This window comes from Nonomuraea sp. NPDC049141 (assembly GCF_040648415.1).
In the GTDB taxonomy this organism is placed as follows: domain Bacteria; phylum Actinomycetota; class Actinomycetes; order Streptosporangiales; family Streptosporangiaceae; genus Nonomuraea.
Genome location: NZ_JBEZDR010000024.1, coordinates 183,963 through 202,032, shown reverse-complemented (window position 1 = coordinate 202,032; position 18,070 = coordinate 183,963). Strand labels below are relative to the sequence as shown.

The window sequence follows — 18,070 nt, the reverse complement described above, 5'->3', positions numbered from 1 at the left end:
ACACTGCTGGCCGGGGGTTATGGTCGGATTCGGACTGGATTACGGGGGGTTGATGAGATTCGGGGTGCTGGGCCCCCTCTCGGTGTGGACGCCGGACGGGCAGCCGGTCCAGGTGCCCGAAGCCAAGGTCCGCGCGCTGCTCGCCGACCTGCTGGCGCACCGCGGCCGGCCGGTCTCCACCGACCGGCTCATCGACGACCTGTGGGGCGACCGGCCGCCCGGCGACGCGCTCGCCGCGCTCCGGGTCAAGGTCTCCCAGCTGCGCCGGGCGCTCGGCGACCGCTCGCTGGTGGTCTTCCGGCCGCCGGGGTACCTGCTCGCGGTGTCCCCGGAGGCGGTGGACGCTGACCTGTTCCAGTCCCTTCTCGCCCGCGCCGGGCGGAGCGACGATCCGCTGGTACGGCAGGCGCTGCTCACCGAGGCGCTGGGCCTGTGGCGGGGGACTCCGTACGCCGAGTTCGGCGACTTCGCCCAGGCGGCCGCGGCCCGGCTGGAGGAACAGCGCCTGGTGGCTCTGGAGGAGCTGGCCGAGACCCGGCTGGACCTGGGCGACCACGGGGCCCTGGCGGCCGAGCTGGCCGGCCTGGTGGCCGCGCACCCGCTACGCGAACGGCTGCGGGCCGCGCATCTGCGGGCGCTGTACCGGGCCGGGCGGCAGAGCGAGGCGCTGGCCGGGTACGGACAGCTGCGCGAACTGCTGGCGGACCAGCTGGGCATCGACCCCGCGCCCGAACTGACGGCCCTGCACACGGCAATCCTCCGCCAGGACCCCACCCTCGCCCCACCCCGCCCCACTCCCCCGCCCTCCGGTCCACCACCCCTCGGCCCGGCCGCGCCGGACACGGATCTGCCGCACTCCGAGCCGCCCGGACCGGCCGGGGACCTCCCGCATGGCGAACGACCCGCGCCACTTGCGGGCCCGGCCGCGCCGGACGCGGGGCTGCCGCACTCCGAGGCGACTGGACCGGCTGTGGGCCTGCCGCGTGCCGGGGTGGCCGGACCGGTTGGCGGGCCGCCGGGGACGAATCTGCCCGCGTCGCTCACCGGGCTGATCGGGCGGGGCGTGGAGGTGGCCGAGGTGCGGGCGCTGCTGCGGGGCGGGCGGCTCGTTACGTTGAGCGGGCCGGGTGGGGTGGGTAAGACCCGGCTTGCCCTGGAGGCCGCGGCCGAGCCCGGTCGGTCGTTTCCCGGAGGGGTGTGGCTGGTCGAGCTGGCGGCGATCACACCGCCCGCTGAGCCGGGTGTGGTGGCTGAGGCGGTGGCGTCGGTGCTGGGCGTCAGGGACGATCTGCCTGGGTCGGCGGTCGACCGGCTCGCCGCCGCGCTGCGTACCCGCGCGACGCTGCTCGTCCTCGACAACTGCGAGCACGTGGTCGAACAGGTCGCCGAGCTGGCCGAGCGGCTGTTGCGGGCCGCGCCCGAGCTGCGCGTGCTGGCGACCAGCCAGGAGTCGCTGCGTGTCCCCGGTGAGGTGCTGTGGAGTGTGCCGCCGCTCGGGCCGGAGGCCGCCGCGGAGCTGCTCGCGGCGCGGGCGGGCATCGAGGCGGGTGACGACGGCGTGGCGGAGATCTGCGCGCGGCTCGACGGGATCCCGCTCGCGCTGGAGCTGGCCGCCACCCGGCTGCGCGCGCTCACCCCGCGCCAGCTCGCCGCCCGGCTCGACGACCGGTTCCGGGTGCTGGCCACGGGGCATCGGGGCGCGCCCGCGAGGCAGCGGACGCTTCGGGCGATGATCGACTGGAGCTGGGAGCTGCTGACCGAGGGCGAGCGGCTGGTGCTGCGGCGGCTGGCCGTGCACGCCGACGGGTGCACGCTCGAAGCCGCCGAGGCGGTCTGCGCCGAACCCGGCCTGGACGTGCTCGACCTGCTGGCCAGGTTGGTGGACAGGTCGCTGGTGGTACGGGTGCCGGGCGGCAGGTACCGGCTGCTGGAGTCGGTGGCCGCGTACTGCCTGGAACGGCTGTCCGAGGCGGACGAGACGGTGACGGTCCGGCTGCGGCACGCCCGCCACTACGCCGACCTGGCGGAACGCGCCGAGCCCGGCCTACGCGGACCCGAGCAACCGCGGTGGCTCGCGCTCCTCGACGCCGACGCCGCCAACCTGCGCACCGCGATCGAGACCTCACTCCGCCTCACCGCCCCGCAAGACGCCGTCCGGCTGGTGAATGCGCTGGCCTGGTACTGGGTGCTGCGTGGCAGGCTCGGTGAGGGGCAGCGGGCACTTGAGGCGGTGCTGGCCGTCGCCGACGACGCGCAGGCCCGTATCTGGCTGGCCGGGCTGCGGATGCTGGCGGGGCAGGGGCGGGCTCCCGACCTGGAACGACTGGCCGACATCGCGGATCCGGCGCGCCGGGCCAGGGCGCAGTGGTTCCTGGCCTTCACGCTGTACGGCTACGACGACCCGGCGGCCACCGACGCCTACCTGGACAGCGCCATGGAGTCCTTCCTCGCCGCGGACGACCGGTGGGGCACGGCGGCGGCGCTGAGTCTGCGGGCCAGGCGGGCGCTGCTGCGCGGTGATCTGGCGGCGCTGAGGCGGGACGGAGAGCGGGGGCTGGAGCTGTTCCGCGAGGTGGGCGACCGGTGGGGCGTGATGCGGGCCGCCGAGAACCTCGGCACGCTGGCCGAGATCACCGGCGACTACGAGCAGGCCGCGGAGCTGCGACGCGACGGGCTGCGCATCGCCGAGGAGCTCGGGCTGTGGAGCGAGGTGTCGGGTGCCCTGTCCAGGCTGGGCCGGGTGGCGCTGCTGACCGGTGACCTCGACGGGGCTCGGGAGCTGCACGAGCGGGCCAGGCGGCTGGCCGTCGCCAGGTCGGATGTGCCGTTGGAGGAGTTCGCCGAGGTCGGGCTGGCCTTGGTGGCGCGGCGGCAGGGACGGCTCGACGAGGCGGAAGGGCTGCTGCGCCGTTGGTTGCGCTGGGTGCGTCAGGTGGCGGGTGAGCCGGGGGCGGCGTTGATCCTGGCCGAGCTGGGGTTCGTCGCCGAGCTGCGCGGGGACGCGGCGGCCGCGCTGGAGTGGCAGCGGGAGGGGCTGGCGGTTGCGCGGCGGGTGGGCGATCCACGCGCGATCGCGCTCGCGATGGAAGGACTGGCGGGAGCCCAGGCGCTCGGCGGTCGGCACGAGGAGGCGGCCCGGCTGCTGGACACGGCCGGCGCGCTCAGGGCGTCGGTGGGCGCGCCGCTGCCCGATGCGGAACGCGGCGACGTCGATCGGATCGCGGCCGCGGTCCGGGTGGCGCTCGATCTGCGATGGTCGCGGGCCGCCACGACAGACCATTCCTGACCTGCAAATATCCAGGTTTGGCAGTCAAGGTAATGATTCACCATTACTCTTCGTGGGCGTTCCCGTACACACAGGAGTGATGGTGTTTCTCCAACTCGCGCTCGCCCTGTTCGTCGCCGTCGCCGGGCACGCAGGCGTGGTCGGCGCAGACCATCCGCTACCCAGCGCAAAGCGGCATTTCGCCCTGGCGGCTTCTCTCGATAAACCCAAGATTCCGCACTTTCGGTGATTGTCTCCGTGATTGCGGGCAGTGGCCTGGGTTGGAGGGTTGACGTAGGGCAAGGTGGGAGCATGCCGATGAGGACAGAGCTCGACCGACTCGCGGGCGGAGCGCACCACGATCCGCATTCCGTGCTGGGAGCGCATCCCGTCGAGGGGGGTGTCACGTTCCGCACGCTGCGCCCGCTCGCTGAGCGGGTGCGCGTGGTGATGGACGACGGAACGGCCCACGATCTGAAACACCAGGCCCATGGGGTGTTCGAGGTCACGGTCAAGGGGCTCGACAAGGTGCCCCCCTACGCCTTCAGCGTCCAGTACGCAGGCGCCGAGCCGTACCAGGCGCGTGATCCCTACCGTCACTGGCCCACGCTGGGGGAGGTGGACCTGCACCTGATCGGCGAGGGGCGGCACGAGCGGCTGTGGGAGGTGCTCGGCTCGCGCGTGATGCGGCACGAGGACGTCGACGGCACCGCGTTCGCCGTCTGGGCGCCGAACGCGCGTGGCGTCAGGGTCGTCGGCGACTTCAACCACTGGGACGGCACCGCCTACCCGATGCGCTCGTTGGGGCGCTCCGGCGTGTGGGAGCTGTTCATTCCCGATATCGGGCCCGGTGAGCGGTACAAGTTCCACATCCTCGGCGCCGACGGCGTGTGGCGGGACAAGGCCGACCCGATGGCCAGGCGGACCGAGGTGCCGCCGCAGACCGCCTCCGTGGTCGAGAAGTCGGCCTACACCTGGGACGACGCCGCATGGATGACCGAGCGCGCCGAGAAGGACGCGCAGCGGGGCCCCGCGAGCGTCTATGAGGTGCACCTGGGGTCGTGGCGGCCCGGCCTGTCCTACGTGGAGCTGGCCGACCAGCTCGTCGACTACGTCCACGACATGGGCTTCACGCATGTGGAGCTGCTGCCGGTGGCCGAGCACCCGTTCGGCGGGTCGTGGGGCTACCAGGTGACCTCCTACTACGCCCCGACGGCGAGGTTCGGGTCGCCCGACGAGTTCCGCCACCTGGTGGACCGGATGCACCAGGCCGGGATCGGGGTGCTGCTCGACTGGGTGCCCGCGCACTTCCCGATGGACGACTGGGCGCTGGCCCGCTTCGACGGCACCCCGCTGTACGAGCACGCCGACCCGGCCCGCGGCGAGCACCCCGATTGGGGGACCTACGTCTTCGACTTCGGCCGCCGCGAGGTGCGTAACTTCCTGGTCGCCAACGCGCTCTACTGGATGAAGGAGTTCCACATCGACGGGCTGCGGGTCGACGCGGTCGCCTCGATGCTCTATCTCGACTACTCGCGGCGCGAGGGCGAGTGGACGCCGAACGTCTACGGCGGCAGGGAGAACCTCGACGCGGTGGAGTTCCTCAAGGAGATGAACTCCGTCTGCTACCGGGAGGCTCCGGGCATCACGACCGTGGCCGAGGAGTCGACGGCGTGGCCGGGTGTGTCGCGGCCCGTGCACCTGGGCGGCCTCGGATTCGGCTTCAAGTGGAACATGGGCTGGATGCACGACACGCTCAGCTATCTACGACATGAGCCGATATTTCGCCAGTACCACCACCATCAGATGACTTTTTCGCTCATGTACGCCTACTCCGAGAACTTCGTGCTGCCGCTCTCCCACGACGAGGTCGTGCACGGCAAGGGCTCGCTGCTGGGCAAGATGCCGGGCGACGAATGGCAGCGGTTCGCCCAGCTCAGGGCCCTGCTCGCGTTCATGTGGGCGCATCCGGGCAAGCAGCTGCTGTTCATGGGCGGCGAGTTCGGCCAGGGCTCGGAGTGGTCGGAGGAGCGCGGGCTCGACTGGTGGGTGCTGGAGTTCGACGGGCACGCGGGCGTACAGCGGCTGGTCCGCGACCTGAACCGGCTCTATCGCGAGAACCCGGCCCTGTGGGAGCAGGACGCGTCCCCCGAGGGCTTCCGCTGGATCGACGCCGACGACGCGCGGGGTAACACGTTCTCGTTCGTCCGCTATGCGACCGATGGGTCCGCGGTGGCGTGCGTGGCCAACTTCAGCGGCGGGCCGTACGAGACCTACCAGCTCGGCCTGCCGTACGGCGGGCAGTGGGCGGAGACCGTCAACACCGACGCCTACGAATACTGGGGCAGCGGGGTCGGCAACATGGGCTCGGTCCAGGCCGTCGAGGAGCCCTGGCATGGCCTGCCGTACTCCGCCACGCTGCGGGTGCCGCCGCTGGGCGCCGTGTGGCTGCGTCACGACGGGCTGGGAAGTTGATGCCAGTTCGCTGAGAAAGGCGCGCCACCCCTGTGCGCGCCGGATAAATCCGCCTAAACTCCAAGATCGTGCGACTTCGCCCCTTAGTAGTGTGCGCGATCCTGCTGGCCTTGGTGCCCGCTGCTCCGGCCTTCGCCGACGACCCGACGCCTACGGCGACCCCCTCGCCGAGCGCGTCCCAGGAGAAGCTCGAAGACGGTCTGGCTCTCGATGGCGGCACCGTGCGCGCCATCGTCGAGCTGGCCGACCCGGGGCAGAACGCACCCGTCGCCAGCCAGGCGGCGGCCGACAGCGTGGACGTCGTCCTTCGGCCGGAGAGCCAGCCGTTCATCGTGGTCCAGGGCACCGCCGAGGAGCTCGCCGCGCTCGCCGAGGACTCGCGCATCACCTCGATCCACCGCGATCGCGCCTATCCCCCGACGGCGGCCAACAACCTCGTCCAGATCGGCGCCGACCAGGCGCACGCCCAGGGCTTCACCGGCACCGGTCAGGCGGTGGCCGTGCTCGACACCGGCATCGACGAGGACCACCCGAACTTCGGTAACCGGATCGTGGACGAGGCGTGCTTCTCCGCGGTGGACACGGGCGTGCAGTCGCTCTGCCCGAACGGCCAGACCTCGCAGACCGGCAAGGGCGCGGCCAACGCCATGACGGCCAAGTGCCTGGCGAACGGCGTGAACCTGTGCGAGCACGGCACCCACGTCGCGGGCATCGCGGCGGGCGACAGCGGCGTCGCGCCCGGCGCGGGGATCGTCGCGGTGCAGGTGTTCAGCCGGGTCGACGACGAGTCGGTCTGCGGCGAGGCGTCGTGCCTGCTGGCGTACGAGTCGTCGCTGCGGCTGGCCCTGGACTACGTGGCCGCTTCGACGCAGCCGATCGCCGCGGTGAACCTGAGCCTGGGCGGCGGGCTGTCCGAGACCTCGTGCGACGACAGCGAGGAGGGCGCGATCTTCAAGCCGAAGATCGACGCCCTGCTGGCCAAGGGCATCGCGACCGTGGTCGCGGCCGGCAACGAGTACTTCGAGGGCACCTCCTTCCCCGCCTGCATCAGCTCCGCGGTGGCCGTGGGCGCGAACGACGACAGTGACGCGATCGCCGACTTCTCCAACCGGGGAGCCGGGGTGGACCTGTTCGCACCGGGCGTGGACATCGAGTCGTCGGTGCCCGACGACCAGACGGCCGTCTACAGCGGCACCTCGATGGCGACTCCGCACGTGGCGGGCGCGCTGGCGCTGCTGAAGGCGCAGTCCCCGCAGACCTCGATGCCCGACCTGATCACCAAGCTCAAGTCGGCCGGCCGCCCGTACGTCTATCAGGTCGGCGAGACCCAGGTCACCACGCCGCGCCTGGACGTGCTCGCCGCGCTGACCGGCAGCACCCCGCAGCCGCCCATCACGCAGACTCCGGCGCCGGCCCCCGAGGACCCCGACCCGTCCGACCCCGACCCCGAGCCCGACCCGTCGGACAGCAGCGGCCCCTCGCCGTCGCCCGAGCCGTCGGCGACGAGCACGACGACACCGGTCCCGGTGCCGACCCTCACCGTGACCGTGACGGTGACCGTCACCCCCACGGCTCCCGCCACGGTCTGTACGCGCGGTACGACCGGCACCCGCCTGACGGCCAAGGAGTGGGCCGTGGAGGTGCACCGGAGCAGCGGCAAGCTCTCCGACGCCACGCTCACCTGCTATCTGAAGCTGGTGCAGAAGGCCAGCACGGTCTTCCCCGAGCTGACCAAGGCGTCATCCCTGGGCACCGCGTACCGGGTGCTGAAGGCCAAAAAGACGAACAGGGAGAAGCTGGACGCCGCCCTGCTGACGGGCTGGCTGAACTGGGCCAACGGAACGAACGGGACCGCGACCTTGAAGTCCGCCGAGAAGGTGCGGCTTTCCGCGAAGTCCACGACCACCGCGCTGAAGAAAGCGGCCAAGAGCGTCCTGCCGAAGTAGCGCAAAGGTTTCACTGGCTTACATGCGTCACTTGGGAAACAACGACATCACGGTTCACGTGCGTGGGGACTGAGCAGGCAATACGGCTCACCCCACCACGGAGGAACCAGTGAAGCTACGACCGCTGCTGACCGGCATGCTCGCGCTCGCCACGATCTCGGCCGCGCTCGTCGCGGCCCAGGCGGGCCACGCGGACAGCCTCGGCGCCGGTGGCCCGCTCATCAGCCCGGCGCTCGTCGAGGAGATGAAGACGACGCTGCGCGTCCGCTCGATCGTCGAGCTGCATCCCGGCCAGGACGCCGAGGCCGTCGCCCGGGACATCATCGCGGCCTCCGAAACGGCGCGGATCATCGAGACGGCGAAGTCGCCGAACTTCTTCGTGGCCGAACTCGACGGCGTGTGCCTGGACAGGCTCAGGAACGACCCCCGCGTCAAATCCGTCTACAAGGACGAGCTGAGCTCGGCGTTCCTGGACGAGAGCACCAAGGTGATCGGCTCCGACCAGGCCAACGCGGCGGGCTGGACCGGCAAGGGCACCACGGTCGCCGTCCTCGACACCGGCATCGACGAGGACCATCCGTTCTTCGCCGGCCGGATCGCGGACGAGGCCTGCTTCTCCTCCGCGAACCCGAGCGCCGAGGCCGTCTCGCTCTGCCCGAACGGGCAGCCCAGCCAGACGGGCCGCGGCGCGGCGAACGCCGAGACCCCGCTGTGCATCACGGACGGGCTCAACCAGTGCCGCCACGGCTCGCACGTGGCGGGCATCGCGGCGGGCGCGATGGTGCGGGGCGCTCCGTCCAACGGCGTGGCGCCGGGTGCGGCCATCCTGCCGATCCAGGTCTTCACCCGCATCAACAGCGCCGCGGCCTGCTCGGCGGCGGGAGCCCGTTCGGCTCCGTGCTTCCTGAGCTACACCTCGGACCAGAAGCTCGGACTGGAGTACGTCGAGAAGGCGGCGAAGAGACTGCGCATCGCCGCGGTCAACCTGAGCTTCGGCGGCGGCATCTTCACCCACCCGTGCGACGACGATCCGCGGGCCGGCGCGCACAAGGCGCAGTTCGACGCCCTGCGGGCGCTCGGTGTCGCGCCCGTGGTGGCGGCGGGCAACTCCGGCCACGACGGCGTCGCCTCTCCGGCCTGCGTCTCCAGCGCCATCACGGTGGGCGCCACGGACGACACCGACCAGATCGCCTGGTTCTCCAACCGCGGCACGATGCTGGACGTGTTCGCGCCCGGAGTCAAGATCAACTCATCGGTGCCCGACGACACCTGGGCCGAGCTGAGCGGCACCTCGATGGCCGCGCCGCACGTGACCGGCGGGTTCGCGGTGATGAGGCAGGCCTTTCCCACCATGAGCGTCGAGGAGATCGCGCGGCGGCTGCAGAGCACCGGCATGGACATTCCGTACAGTGCCTCCTTCTCCCAGGTGAACACCGAGCGGATCAACCTCGCCAAGGCCATCGGGCCGGCCCGGCCCGGCGTCTGAGGCCGCGCCGCGTCACGGGCGCTGACCACGTCCGGCCATCGGCAGGAGTTGGGTAACCCATGACCGACTCCTGCCGCTTAGGGTGGCTTTTATGGACGCAGGCAAGGCGATCTTGGACACGGTTGACAGGTATCGCCAGCGGCGCACCGCCCCGCTGGTGCTGGAGCTCGATCTCACCGAAGGGCTCACTGAAGGACCGCCGGCGGACCCGCTCTCCGCCGTGCTGTCCATGCGCAAGACGCGACTGTCCGATGTGCTGTCGGGGCTCAAGCGGGCCAGGCAGGACTCCAGGGTCAAGGCGCTGGTCGTGAAGATCGGCGGCAATCCGCTCGGTCTGGCGATGGTGCAGGAGCTGCGCCAGGCGGTGGCCCACTTCCGCGCCTCGGGCAAGCTGACCGTCGCGTTCGCCGAGACGTTCGGGGAGTTCGGCAACGCCACCGTGCCCTACTACCTGGCCACCGCGTTCGAGCGGATCTACCTGCAGCCGAGCGGTGACGTGGGCTTGACGGGCGTGGCGTTGGAGCAGCGCTTCGTCAAGGGCAGCCTGGCCAAGCTGGGCATCGGCTACGAGGGCGGCCAGCGGCACGAGTACAAGACCGCGGCCAACATGTTCACCCAGGACCACATGACCGAGCCGCACCGCGAGTCGATGACCCGCATCGTCGAGTCGGTCATCGAGCAGGTCACCGCGGGCATCGCCGAGGGCCGCCGGCTCGACCCGGCCAAGGTGCGCGAGCTCGTCGACCGCGGGCCCTTCATCGGCGCCGAGGCGCTGGAGGCCGGTCTGGTCGACGGTCTGGCCTACCGCGACGAGGTGTACGACGAGGTCAGGCAGGCCGCGGGCGGCGACCCGCACCTGCAGTACGTCTCCCGGTACGCCAGGGCCGCGGCCGTGCGCAAGCTGCCGCACCCGACGGCCGACGGCATCGCGCTCGTCCACGGCCACGGGCAGATCAGGTCCGGCCGCAGCGGGCGCAGTCCGCTCGGCGGCGGCGGCGCGATGGGCTCCGACACGGTGAGCGCCGCGCTGCGGGCCGCCCGGCGCGACGAGCACGTCAAGGCGATCGTGTTCCGGGTGGACAGCCCCGGCGGCTCGTACGTCGCCTCGGACACGGTCTGGCGCGAGGTCGTGCTGGCGCGAAAGGTCAAGCCGGTGATCGTGTCGATGGGCGACGTGGCCGCGTCCGGCGGCTACTTCGTCTCGATGGCCGCCGACGTGATCGTCGCCCAGCCCGGCACGCTGACCGGCTCCATCGGGGTGTTCGCCGGCAAGCCGGTGATGCGCGAGCTGCTGGAGAAGGTCGGCGTCAACTCCGAGCTGGTGGCCGAGGGCACCAACGCCGGCATGTTCTCCGCGACGCGCGCCTGGTCCCCCGAGCAGTGGGAGCGGGTCAACGCCTGGCTCGACCGTATCTACGATGACTTCGTGGGCAAGGTCGCCGAGGGTCGCGGCCTGACCCGCGACCGCGCCCACGAGCTGGCCCGCGGCCGGGTCTGGACCGGTTCCGACGCGCGGTCCTGCGGCCTGGTGGACGAGCTGGGCGGCCTCGAAGACGCGCTCGGCATGGCCAGGAAGCGCGCGGGCCTGGGCGCGGAGGCACCCGTGCGCGTCTATCCGCGGCTCAACCCGCTGGAGCGGCTGCGCGGACCGGAGTCGAGCGAGGACAAGGCCGCCGCGCTGACCCGGGTCCGCCTGGAAGCCTGGGGGCCGTTCGCCCGGCTCTCCGCCGAGCTGGGCTTCCCGGCCGCCGGGCCGCTGTCCCTCCCCGCGTGGTACAGGATTCAGTGATCCTTCCGGTCAGGAGCCCATCGGGCGGTAGCGGCCGCGGAGTCGTACCAGCGGCTGGACAGAGGACGTGACGTACGGCACCGCGAGCACGCGCGCGATGAACAGCGTGTGATCCCCGGCGGGGACCACCTGGGTGGTCTCCGCCTCCAGGGCCGCGACGCCGTTCTCGACGACGATCGCGTCCGAGTGGGCGCCGCGGTGGTGCGCGATGCCCGCCACCAGGTGGCGGGCGCTGGGCCGGCCGGCGGCGGCGAATCGGCTGGCGATCGCGGCCTGCCCGGCCGACAGGAGCGAGGCCGCCCAGCGGTCCTGGCGCAGCAGCACCTCGCAGAGGTAGCCGTCGCCGCGCAGGCTCACCAGCACCAGCGGCGGCTCCAGTGAGACGGACATCAGCGCCGATACCGTGGCGCCCAGGTCGTCGCGGTCGTCGCGCACGGTGACCACCGCCACGCCCGCCGCGAGCTGCGCCATCGCCTCGGTGAACTCGCTCACGGCGAGAGCCCCCGGAGTCCGGGGACCCTCGCCGGGCGGGTCAGCCGAGGCCGTTGGAGGTCAGCCATTCCTTGGCCACCGTGGCGGGCTCGTCCTTGTTGACGGCGATCTTCTGCATCATGTCGAGCAGCGACTGCGTCGAGAGCTTGCCCGAGATGGCGTTGAGCGTGGTGGTGATCGTGTCGTTCATGGCCGCCTTGTTGACCAGCGGCGTCACGTTCTGGGCGGCGAAGAGGTTCTTCGTGTCCTGGAGCGAGACGAGGTTGTTCGCGGCGATCTTCGGGTCCGTGCTGAACACGTTGCCGACCTGGACCGTGCCGTCCTTGATGGCGTCGGCCGTGGTGGCGCCGGTGGCCTTCCAGTCCTTGAACTCGATCCCGTAGACCGACTTCAGCTCCTTCTCCCAGCGCTGCTTGAACTCGGGCGGAGCGCCGATGACCCAGGTCTTGGAGACCTTGGCCAGGTCTTCCATGGAGTTGAGCGACCCCTTGGTCTGCTCGTCCTTGGTGATCGTCAGGGTGTCCTTGTCCTCGGCGGGCGAGGAGTCGAGGACCTCCAGCTCGGGCGGCAGCTTCGTCTTGAGCTCCGCGTTGACCTCCTCGGTGGTCTTCGCCTTGGTCGCCTTGTCGACGAAGGCCAGCAGGTTGCCGTTGTACTCGGGCACTATGGTCAGCCCGCCGCTCTTGACCTGGTCGTAGATGACCTCACGGGTGCCGATGCCGGGCTTCTCCTCGACCTGTACGCCCTTGGCCTCCAATGCCTGGGCGTAAATGGAGGCGAGCAGCGTGTTCTCGTCGAAGTTGGCGGAACCGATGATCACCTTGCCCCCGCCACTGGCGGACGCCGAGCCGCTGGGCGCCGCGCTCGTGGTGTTGAGCGGGTTGCCTCCACTGCCGCCGCCCCCACACGCGGCCAACGCGAGCGTCGCCGACAGCAGCACCGCCGCAGTGCTGAACATGCGTTTCATTCTTATTTCCTTCCTAAGCGGCAGGTATTAGAGAGATTAGCGGACCTTGACCCGCTGACTCACCCCTGGGGAGACCGTCACCCGCCGAACGACGGTGAACAGCACCTGCACGACAAGCGCGAACAACACAATCAGTACTGAACCCCCGACCACGCTCGCGTAATCCTGCGTGGCGAATCCGTCGATCACGAATCGGCCGAGCCCGCCCAGCCCGGTGTAGGCCGCGATCGTCGTGGTGGCCACCACCTGGATGGCCGACAGCCGGAGTCCCAGCAGGATCAGCGGCAGCGCCACGGGCACCAGCACCCGCCCGAGCACCTGCCCGCCGCGCAGCCCCATCCCGTAGGCGGCGTCACGGAGCTCCGGGTCCACGCCTCTGATGCCCTCGAAGGTGTTGACCAGGATCGGCGGTATGGCCAGCAGGACCAGCGGGATGATCACCGGCAGGATCGACGCGGTGCCGAGCAGCAGCACGAACAGCACCAGCAGCCCCAGCGTAGGCAGCGCCCTGGCCAGGTTGGCCGTGACGACCACGCCGAGGCCGCCCTTGCCGGTGTGCCCGATCAGCAGGCCGAGCGGGATCGCGATCAGCACGGCCAAGGCCAGCGCCATGAGCGAGAATTCCAGGTGTTCGAGCAGCCGCGTGGGGATGCCCGCCGGTCCCGACCAGTTCTCGGCCTTGCCGAAGAACTCCAGCAGCCAGTTCACGCGGACCTCCTAGCCCTGACCCAGGGGGTCAGCAGCCGCTGCGCGAGCACCAGGAGGCCGTCGGCGACCAGGGCCAGCAGCACGATCAGCACGATGCCGACGAGCGCGGGCGGCACGAACGGGTTCTGGTAGGCCCTGGTGAACAGCATCCCCAGACCGCCCTGCCCGATCAGCGCGCCGACACTCACGAGGCTGATGCTGGAGACGGCGACCACCCGGAGCCCGGCGAGCACGACGGGCGTGGCGATCGGCAGCTCGACCTGCACCAGGCGGCGCAGCGGCGTGAACCCCATCGCGACGGCCGACTGCCGCACGTGCTCGGGCACCGCGCCGAGCCCGTCCACCACGGACGGGATGAGCACGGCGCAGGCATAGAGGGTCAGCGGCACGATCACGGTCGTCTTCGACAGGCCGGTGATCTGGATGAGCAGCATGAAGACCGGCAGCGAGGGGAGCGCGTAGAAGATGTTCATCACGCCGGACGTCGGCTGGAAGAGCCAGCGCCACCGTACGCAGGCCAGCCCCAGCGGCAGCGCCAGGACCAGCGCGACGACGATCGGCACCAGGGACATGACCAGGTGGTCGCCGAGCAGGTTCTTGATGCTGTCGACCCGTCCGGTGTCCCAGTTGCGCGCGATCCACTCCCATACGGAAGGGGGGCCGTCAGCCATCGGCCGCCTCCGCCAGAGCCTCGTCGAGCGCCTCTCTGGTGGCCACGCCGACGACCTTGCCGTCCTCGTCCACGGCCACCGCGCAGCCCGACGGGGACAGCAGCGCCGCGTCGAGCGTCGAGCGCATCGAGTCACGGCCGAGCACGAACATCCCGTACGACTCCAGCTCGCCGGGCCGCTCGCGCGAGATCCAGCCGACCGGCCGGTCATCAGCGGTGACGACCAGCAGCCACGGCTCGTCCGTCGGGCCCTCGAACCCTTCGGGCACGGTCAGGTCGGAGCGCAGGCGCAGGCCCTGCGTCGAGATGAACTGCAGGCGCCTGATGCCCCGGTCATGACCGAGGAACTCGCGGACGAAGTCGTCGGCGGGCTCCGAGAGCAGCGTCTTGGGATCGGCGAGCTGCGCCAGCTTGCCGCCCACACGCAGGACGGCGACCCGGTCGCCGAGCTTGATGGCCTCGTCGATGTCGTGGGTGACGAAGACGATGGTCTTGTTCAGCTCCGACTGCAGCCTGAGCAGTTCGTCCTGGAGGCTGGTGCGCACGATCGGGTCGACCGCGCTGAACGGCTCGTCCATGAGCAGCACCGGCGGATCCGCCGCGAGCGCCCTGGCCACGCCGACACGCTGCTGCTGACCGCCGGACAGCTGGAACGGGTAACGCTCGCCCATGACCGGGTCGAGCCCCACGCGTTCCAGCAGCTCCATGGCCCGATCCCGGGCCTTCTTGCGGTCCCAGCCGAGCAAATAGGGGACGGTGGCGATATTGTCAACGATCTTCCGGTGCGGGAAGAGCCCCGCCTGCTGGATGACGTACCCGATCCCACGCCGCAACGTCGGCGGATCGATGCCCTGCACGGGCACGCCGTCAAGGAGGATCTGCCCTTCTGAGGCATCGATCATCCGGTTGATCATTCGTAGGGACGTCGTCTTCCCGCACCCCGAGGGGCCGACGAACACGGTGATTTCACCCGTCGGCGCCTCAAGGCTCAGGTGATCAACGGCGACCGTGCCGTCCGGGTAGCGTTTGGTGACGTCGTCAAATGTGATCACGCGCGACCTCTCGCGTTCGTGGCGGGGACCGCAGCTCCCCCCTGCTACAGCCGCCGCATGATCTCTCAGAGCGACAAGACTACGGCGATCCTGACCGCTCTGTCCCCTCAGTCCCATCTGAAACGCTTCAGGTAGCTGCAAGTTTCATGCGAAATACGGTGCTGGTAGTGCGCTTTACCTGGGTAAGTTGGCATGATTACCACCAAAGACATCGACGCCGCACCCCCCACCCTCAAGCGTCCGCATTTCAGCAAGAGGATCCGGCCCCGTGACACACTCGCTCACCGATCACCCCTCCCAGGCGGAACTGATCGCGGAGCTCTACGACCGTTACGCCGCCGGGCTGTTCGCGTACTGCGCTGACCAGCTCGGGGACCACGGTTCCGCAGCCGACGCCCTGGTGTCCGTCCTCTCCAGCGTCCCGGCGACGCCGCCGCCGCGCGCCGCGCTGTTCGCGTTCGCCCGGCGCGAGATCCACCGCCGCGACGTCGTCTACGCGCCTTCGGTGGTCGACCCGCTGATCGACCCGGCGTCCGCGCTGGTGGAGCGGGCGCTGCGGGAGTTACGCCCGCACCAGCGCGAGGTGCTCGTGCTGGGCGAGGTGTGCGGGCTGGATCTCCACGAGCTGGCCTGGGTGCTCGACGTGGCGCCCGACACGGCGGAGGAGCTGGCCACCAGCGCCGCGCTCCGCTACCGGCAGGCGCTCGACACCGCGCTGGCCTACGTCGGTCCCCGCGTGTCCAAGCCGGTGGCCGACGTCTACGGGGCGCTCGGCGTCGCGCCGCTGCGCGACGTGCTGGGGCGGCTGCCGTGGCCGCCGCCGCCCGAGCATCTCCACTCGCGCTTCGCGTCCCAGGGCAGGCGCGGTCGTACGGCGGCGCCGATGTTCGTCAAGCCGCTCTGGCCGGGGCCGCCGACGTGGCCGCTACCGTTGAGCGAGGCGGATCCGGCTACCAGCACGGGGATCTTCCCGACGGAGCTGCTGACGCCGCCGTCGCCGTCCCGGGTGCCGGAACACGAGGCGCCCACTGCACCGATGCCGAAACTCCGGTTCGGGCCTGACGAGGCGCTTTCCGGGCTCGGGTGGCGGCTGGAGGGGCCTGGCCGCGTTCCGCCCGGTCCCGATCAGGCGCCGCTCGGCGCGGACCAGGCTCCCGCGAGGCAGCGGTTCTTCACGCCCCGGCCGGCGAGCGCACGGTCAGCCTGGGAGGCCCTTTTCGGCGCGCGCCCGCCCAAAGACCTGCCCTCCAGCGCGAAGCCATCCCAGGATGCGTCTACTGACGCGAAAGGGGCACAGGACGCGTCCGCCAGCGCCAAGCGGCCCCAGGACCTGCTCTTCGGCGCGCGACCGGCCAAAGATGCGCCCGCAGGCGCGAGGCTGTCCAAGGACCCGCTCTTCGGTGCGTGGCCGCCCGAAGAGACGCCCTCGGGCGCGAAGCCGTCCCAGGACGCTGGCGCGAAGCCGTCCCAGGACGCGTCTTCTGGCGCGAAGCCGTCCCTGGATCCGCTTTTTGGTGCGTGGCCGCCCGGAGGCGGGTCCTCTGGCGCGAAGCCGGTGCACGACGGGCCGTTCCGTCTGCCGCAGCCCGCTGAGCCAGTCTCCGGTAAGCCGGTCGGCGAGCCCGTAACGAGGCCGCCGTTCCCGCTCTCGGCGTCCATTCCGGGGGACGTGCTGGACGACGACGCGGTGACCCAGGAGTTGCCCGCCATCGGCGACATCCTCGTGCACAAGGGCCCGGCCAGGGAGCCGGGCGCTCTCTTCGTCCCGAGGTCCGCCGCCAAGGAGCCCGTCTATCGGATGCCGGCCCCGCTGATGTTCCCGCCCACCGTGGACGACCTGCCCATCGTGGACGACCTGCCCGACGACGTCCCGGACATACCGGCCGTACCGGAAGCCCGGGTACGGCCCGGCCGGGACAAGCACTACGACTGGGCCTGGGAGCTGGTCGGGTTCCTGGTCTGCGTCATCATCGCGATGATCGTGTTCTTCGCGGTGCCGCTCATCATCGGCCCGTGACCTTCGGGGCGCCCGGTCAGTCGGCCGAGAGGATCAGGCCGCTGGTCGGGACGCCGGTGCCGGCCGTCACCAGAACGTTGCGTACGCCGCCCACCTGATTGGCGGAGGTGCCTCTGACCTGGCGTACGGCTTCGGCGATGCCGTTCATGCCGTGGATGTAGGCCTCGCCGAGCTGGCCGCCGTTCGGGTTGACGGGCAGGCGGCCGCCGAGCTCGATGCCGCCGTCCTGGAGATAGCCGGGGGCCTCTCCCCGACCGCAGAATCCGAGCTCCTCCAGTTGGGCCAGGACGAACGGGGTGAAGTGGTCGTACAGGATGGCTGTCTGGATGTCCTGCGGGCTCAGGCCGGACATTTCCCATAAGCGTCGCCCGACGACTCCCATCTCGGGCAGGCCGCTCATGTCATCACGGTAGTAGCTGGTCATCATCATCTGCCCCACGCCCGCGCCCTGCGCGGCGGCCGTGATCACGGCCGGGGAGCGGCGCAGGTCGCGGGCCCGTTCGGTGGTCGTGACCACCAGGGCCACGGCCCCGTCGCTCTCCTGACAGCAGTCGAGCAGGTGCAGCGGCTCCACGATCCACTTGGACGCCTGGTGCTCCGCCAGCGTGATGGGCCGGCCGTGGAACCAGGCGGCGGGGTTCGTGGCGGCGTGCCTGCGCATGGCGACGGCCACCCGGCCGAAGTCCTCTGATGTGGCGCCGTAGGTGTGCATGTACCGCTGGGCGAACATCGCCACCCACCCTGCGGGCGTCATCAGCCCGAACGGCACGTGCCAGCTCATCTCCAGCCCCTGCGAGGTCGGCTGCCCGCCCAGGCGCGCGTCGGGCTGCCCGAACCTGCGGCCGGACCGCTCGTTGAACGCCCGGTAGCAGACGACGGTGCTCGCCGCTCCGGTCGCGACGGCCATGGCGGCCTGCGCCACCGTGCCGCACGCCGCGCCGCCGCCGTACTCGACCCGCGAGAAGTAGGTGAGCTCACCGGCGCCGATCTCGCGGGCGACGGCGATCTCCTGGTTGGTGTCCTGGGTGAAGGTCACCATCCCGTCCACGTCGCCCGGCGCCACCCCGGCGTCGTCGAGCGCGGCGAACACGGCCTCGGCGGCCAGCCGCAGCTCCGACCGGCCGGACCGCTTGCTGAACTCGGTGGCGCCGATGCCCGCGATGGCGGCTTGGGACTTGAGCACTTACCGCTCCTTCGTTGAGG

General features: G+C 70.9%; 13 protein-coding genes. 7 read left to right on the top strand and 6 right to left on the bottom strand.

Annotated features, from left to right (window positions below):
* Window positions 1-52 precede the first annotated feature (52 nt).
* The 6 genes from AB0B91_RS50205 (at window position 53) to sppA (ending at window position 10,961) form a co-directional block, all read left to right on the top strand.
* Window positions 53-3,286, top strand: coding sequence for a BTAD domain-containing putative transcriptional regulator (locus tag AB0B91_RS50205; RefSeq protein WP_358337147.1), 3,234 nt, complete (start codon window positions 53-55; stop codon window positions 3,284-3,286).
* 79 nt (window positions 3,287-3,365) lie between these two features.
* Complete coding sequence (locus AB0B91_RS50200) at window positions 3,366-3,515, top strand: hypothetical protein (RefSeq protein WP_358337144.1); 150 nt, start codon at window positions 3,366-3,368, stop codon at window positions 3,513-3,515.
* 68 nt (window positions 3,516-3,583) lie between these two features.
* Window positions 3,584-5,740 carry a 1,4-alpha-glucan branching protein GlgB gene (gene glgB, locus AB0B91_RS50195; RefSeq protein ID WP_358337198.1) on the top strand — a complete coding sequence of 719 codons (2,157 nt, stop codon included), beginning with the start codon at window positions 3,584-3,586 and terminating at the stop codon, window positions 5,738-5,740.
* A 68-nt stretch (window positions 5,741-5,808) separates the two neighbouring features.
* Window positions 5,809-7,686 carry a S8 family serine peptidase gene (locus AB0B91_RS50190; protein WP_358337142.1) on the top strand — a complete coding sequence of 626 codons (1,878 nt, stop codon included), beginning with the start codon at window positions 5,809-5,811 and terminating at the stop codon, window positions 7,684-7,686.
* Window positions 7,687-7,795: 109 nt separating this feature from the next.
* Complete coding sequence (locus AB0B91_RS50185; RefSeq protein ID WP_358337139.1) at window positions 7,796-9,172, top strand: S8 family serine peptidase; 1,377 nt, start codon at window positions 7,796-7,798, stop codon at window positions 9,170-9,172.
* 91 nt (window positions 9,173-9,263) lie between these two features.
* Window positions 9,264-10,961 carry a signal peptide peptidase SppA gene (gene sppA, locus AB0B91_RS50180; protein ID WP_358337137.1) on the top strand — a complete coding sequence of 566 codons (1,698 nt, stop codon included), beginning with the start codon at window positions 9,264-9,266 and terminating at the stop codon, window positions 10,959-10,961.
* Between the two features lie 9 nt (window positions 10,962-10,970).
* Here the strand turns inward: sppA and AB0B91_RS50175 are convergent, their stop codons facing one another.
* Genes AB0B91_RS50175 through AB0B91_RS50155 form a run of 5 tightly spaced genes read right to left on the bottom strand, consistent with a single transcriptional unit; the run spans window position 10,971 to window position 14,850 of the window.
* Window positions 10,971-11,453, bottom strand: coding sequence for a flavin reductase family protein (locus tag AB0B91_RS50175; protein WP_358337134.1), 483 nt, complete (start codon window positions 11,451-11,453; stop codon window positions 10,971-10,973).
* A 40-nt stretch (window positions 11,454-11,493) separates the two neighbouring features.
* Window positions 11,494-12,420, bottom strand: coding sequence for an ABC transporter substrate-binding protein (locus AB0B91_RS50170; protein WP_358337131.1), 927 nt, complete (start codon window positions 12,418-12,420; stop codon window positions 11,494-11,496).
* Between the two features lie 36 nt (window positions 12,421-12,456).
* Window positions 12,457-13,128 carry an ABC transporter permease subunit gene (locus AB0B91_RS50165; protein ID WP_358337128.1) on the bottom strand — a complete coding sequence of 224 codons (672 nt, stop codon included), beginning with the start codon at window positions 13,126-13,128 and terminating at the stop codon, window positions 12,457-12,459.
* A complete protein-coding gene (locus AB0B91_RS50160) occupies window positions 13,125-13,799 on the bottom strand; it encodes an ABC transporter permease (protein ID WP_358337125.1) in 675 nt (224 codons plus the stop codon). The genes AB0B91_RS50165 and AB0B91_RS50160 overlap by 4 nt, the downstream gene beginning before the upstream one ends.
* Window positions 13,792-14,850 (bottom strand): ATP-binding cassette domain-containing protein, encoded by a 1,059-nt coding sequence (locus AB0B91_RS50155; protein ID WP_358337122.1) that lies wholly within the window; start codon window positions 14,848-14,850, stop codon window positions 13,792-13,794. The genes AB0B91_RS50160 and AB0B91_RS50155 overlap by 8 nt, the downstream gene beginning before the upstream one ends.
* 268 nt (window positions 14,851-15,118) lie before the next feature.
* Between AB0B91_RS50155 and AB0B91_RS50150 the strand changes: the two genes are divergently transcribed.
* Window positions 15,119-16,867 carry a hypothetical protein gene (locus AB0B91_RS50150; RefSeq protein ID WP_358337120.1) on the top strand — a complete coding sequence of 583 codons (1,749 nt, stop codon included), beginning with the start codon at window positions 15,119-15,121 and terminating at the stop codon, window positions 16,865-16,867.
* Window positions 16,868-16,883: 16 nt separating this feature from the next.
* Here the strand turns inward: AB0B91_RS50150 and AB0B91_RS50145 are convergent, their stop codons facing one another.
* Complete coding sequence (locus tag AB0B91_RS50145; protein WP_358337117.1) at window positions 16,884-18,050, bottom strand: lipid-transfer protein; 1,167 nt, start codon at window positions 18,048-18,050, stop codon at window positions 16,884-16,886.
* Window positions 18,051-18,070: the final 20 nt, after the last annotated feature.

Excerpts from the sequence above, each read along its gene's own strand:
- AB0B91_RS50160 (WP_358337125.1), bottom strand. The coding sequence starts at position 13,799 with ATGGCTGACGGCCCCCCTTCCGTATGGGAGTGGATCGCGCGCAACTGG.
- AB0B91_RS50205 (WP_358337147.1), top strand. The coding sequence starts at position 53 with ATGAGATTCGGGGTGCTGGGCCCCCTCTCGGTGTGGACGCCGGACGGG.
- AB0B91_RS50200 (WP_358337144.1), top strand. The coding sequence starts at position 3,366 with ATGGTGTTTCTCCAACTCGCGCTCGCCCTGTTCGTCGCCGTCGCCGGG.
- glgB (WP_358337198.1), top strand. The coding sequence starts at position 3,584 with ATGAGGACAGAGCTCGACCGACTCGCGGGCGGAGCGCACCACGATCCG.
- AB0B91_RS50170 (WP_358337131.1), bottom strand. The coding sequence starts at position 12,420 with ATGAAACGCATGTTCAGCACTGCGGCGGTGCTGCTGTCGGCGACGCTC.
- sppA (WP_358337137.1), top strand. The coding sequence starts at position 9,264 with ATGGACGCAGGCAAGGCGATCTTGGACACGGTTGACAGGTATCGCCAG.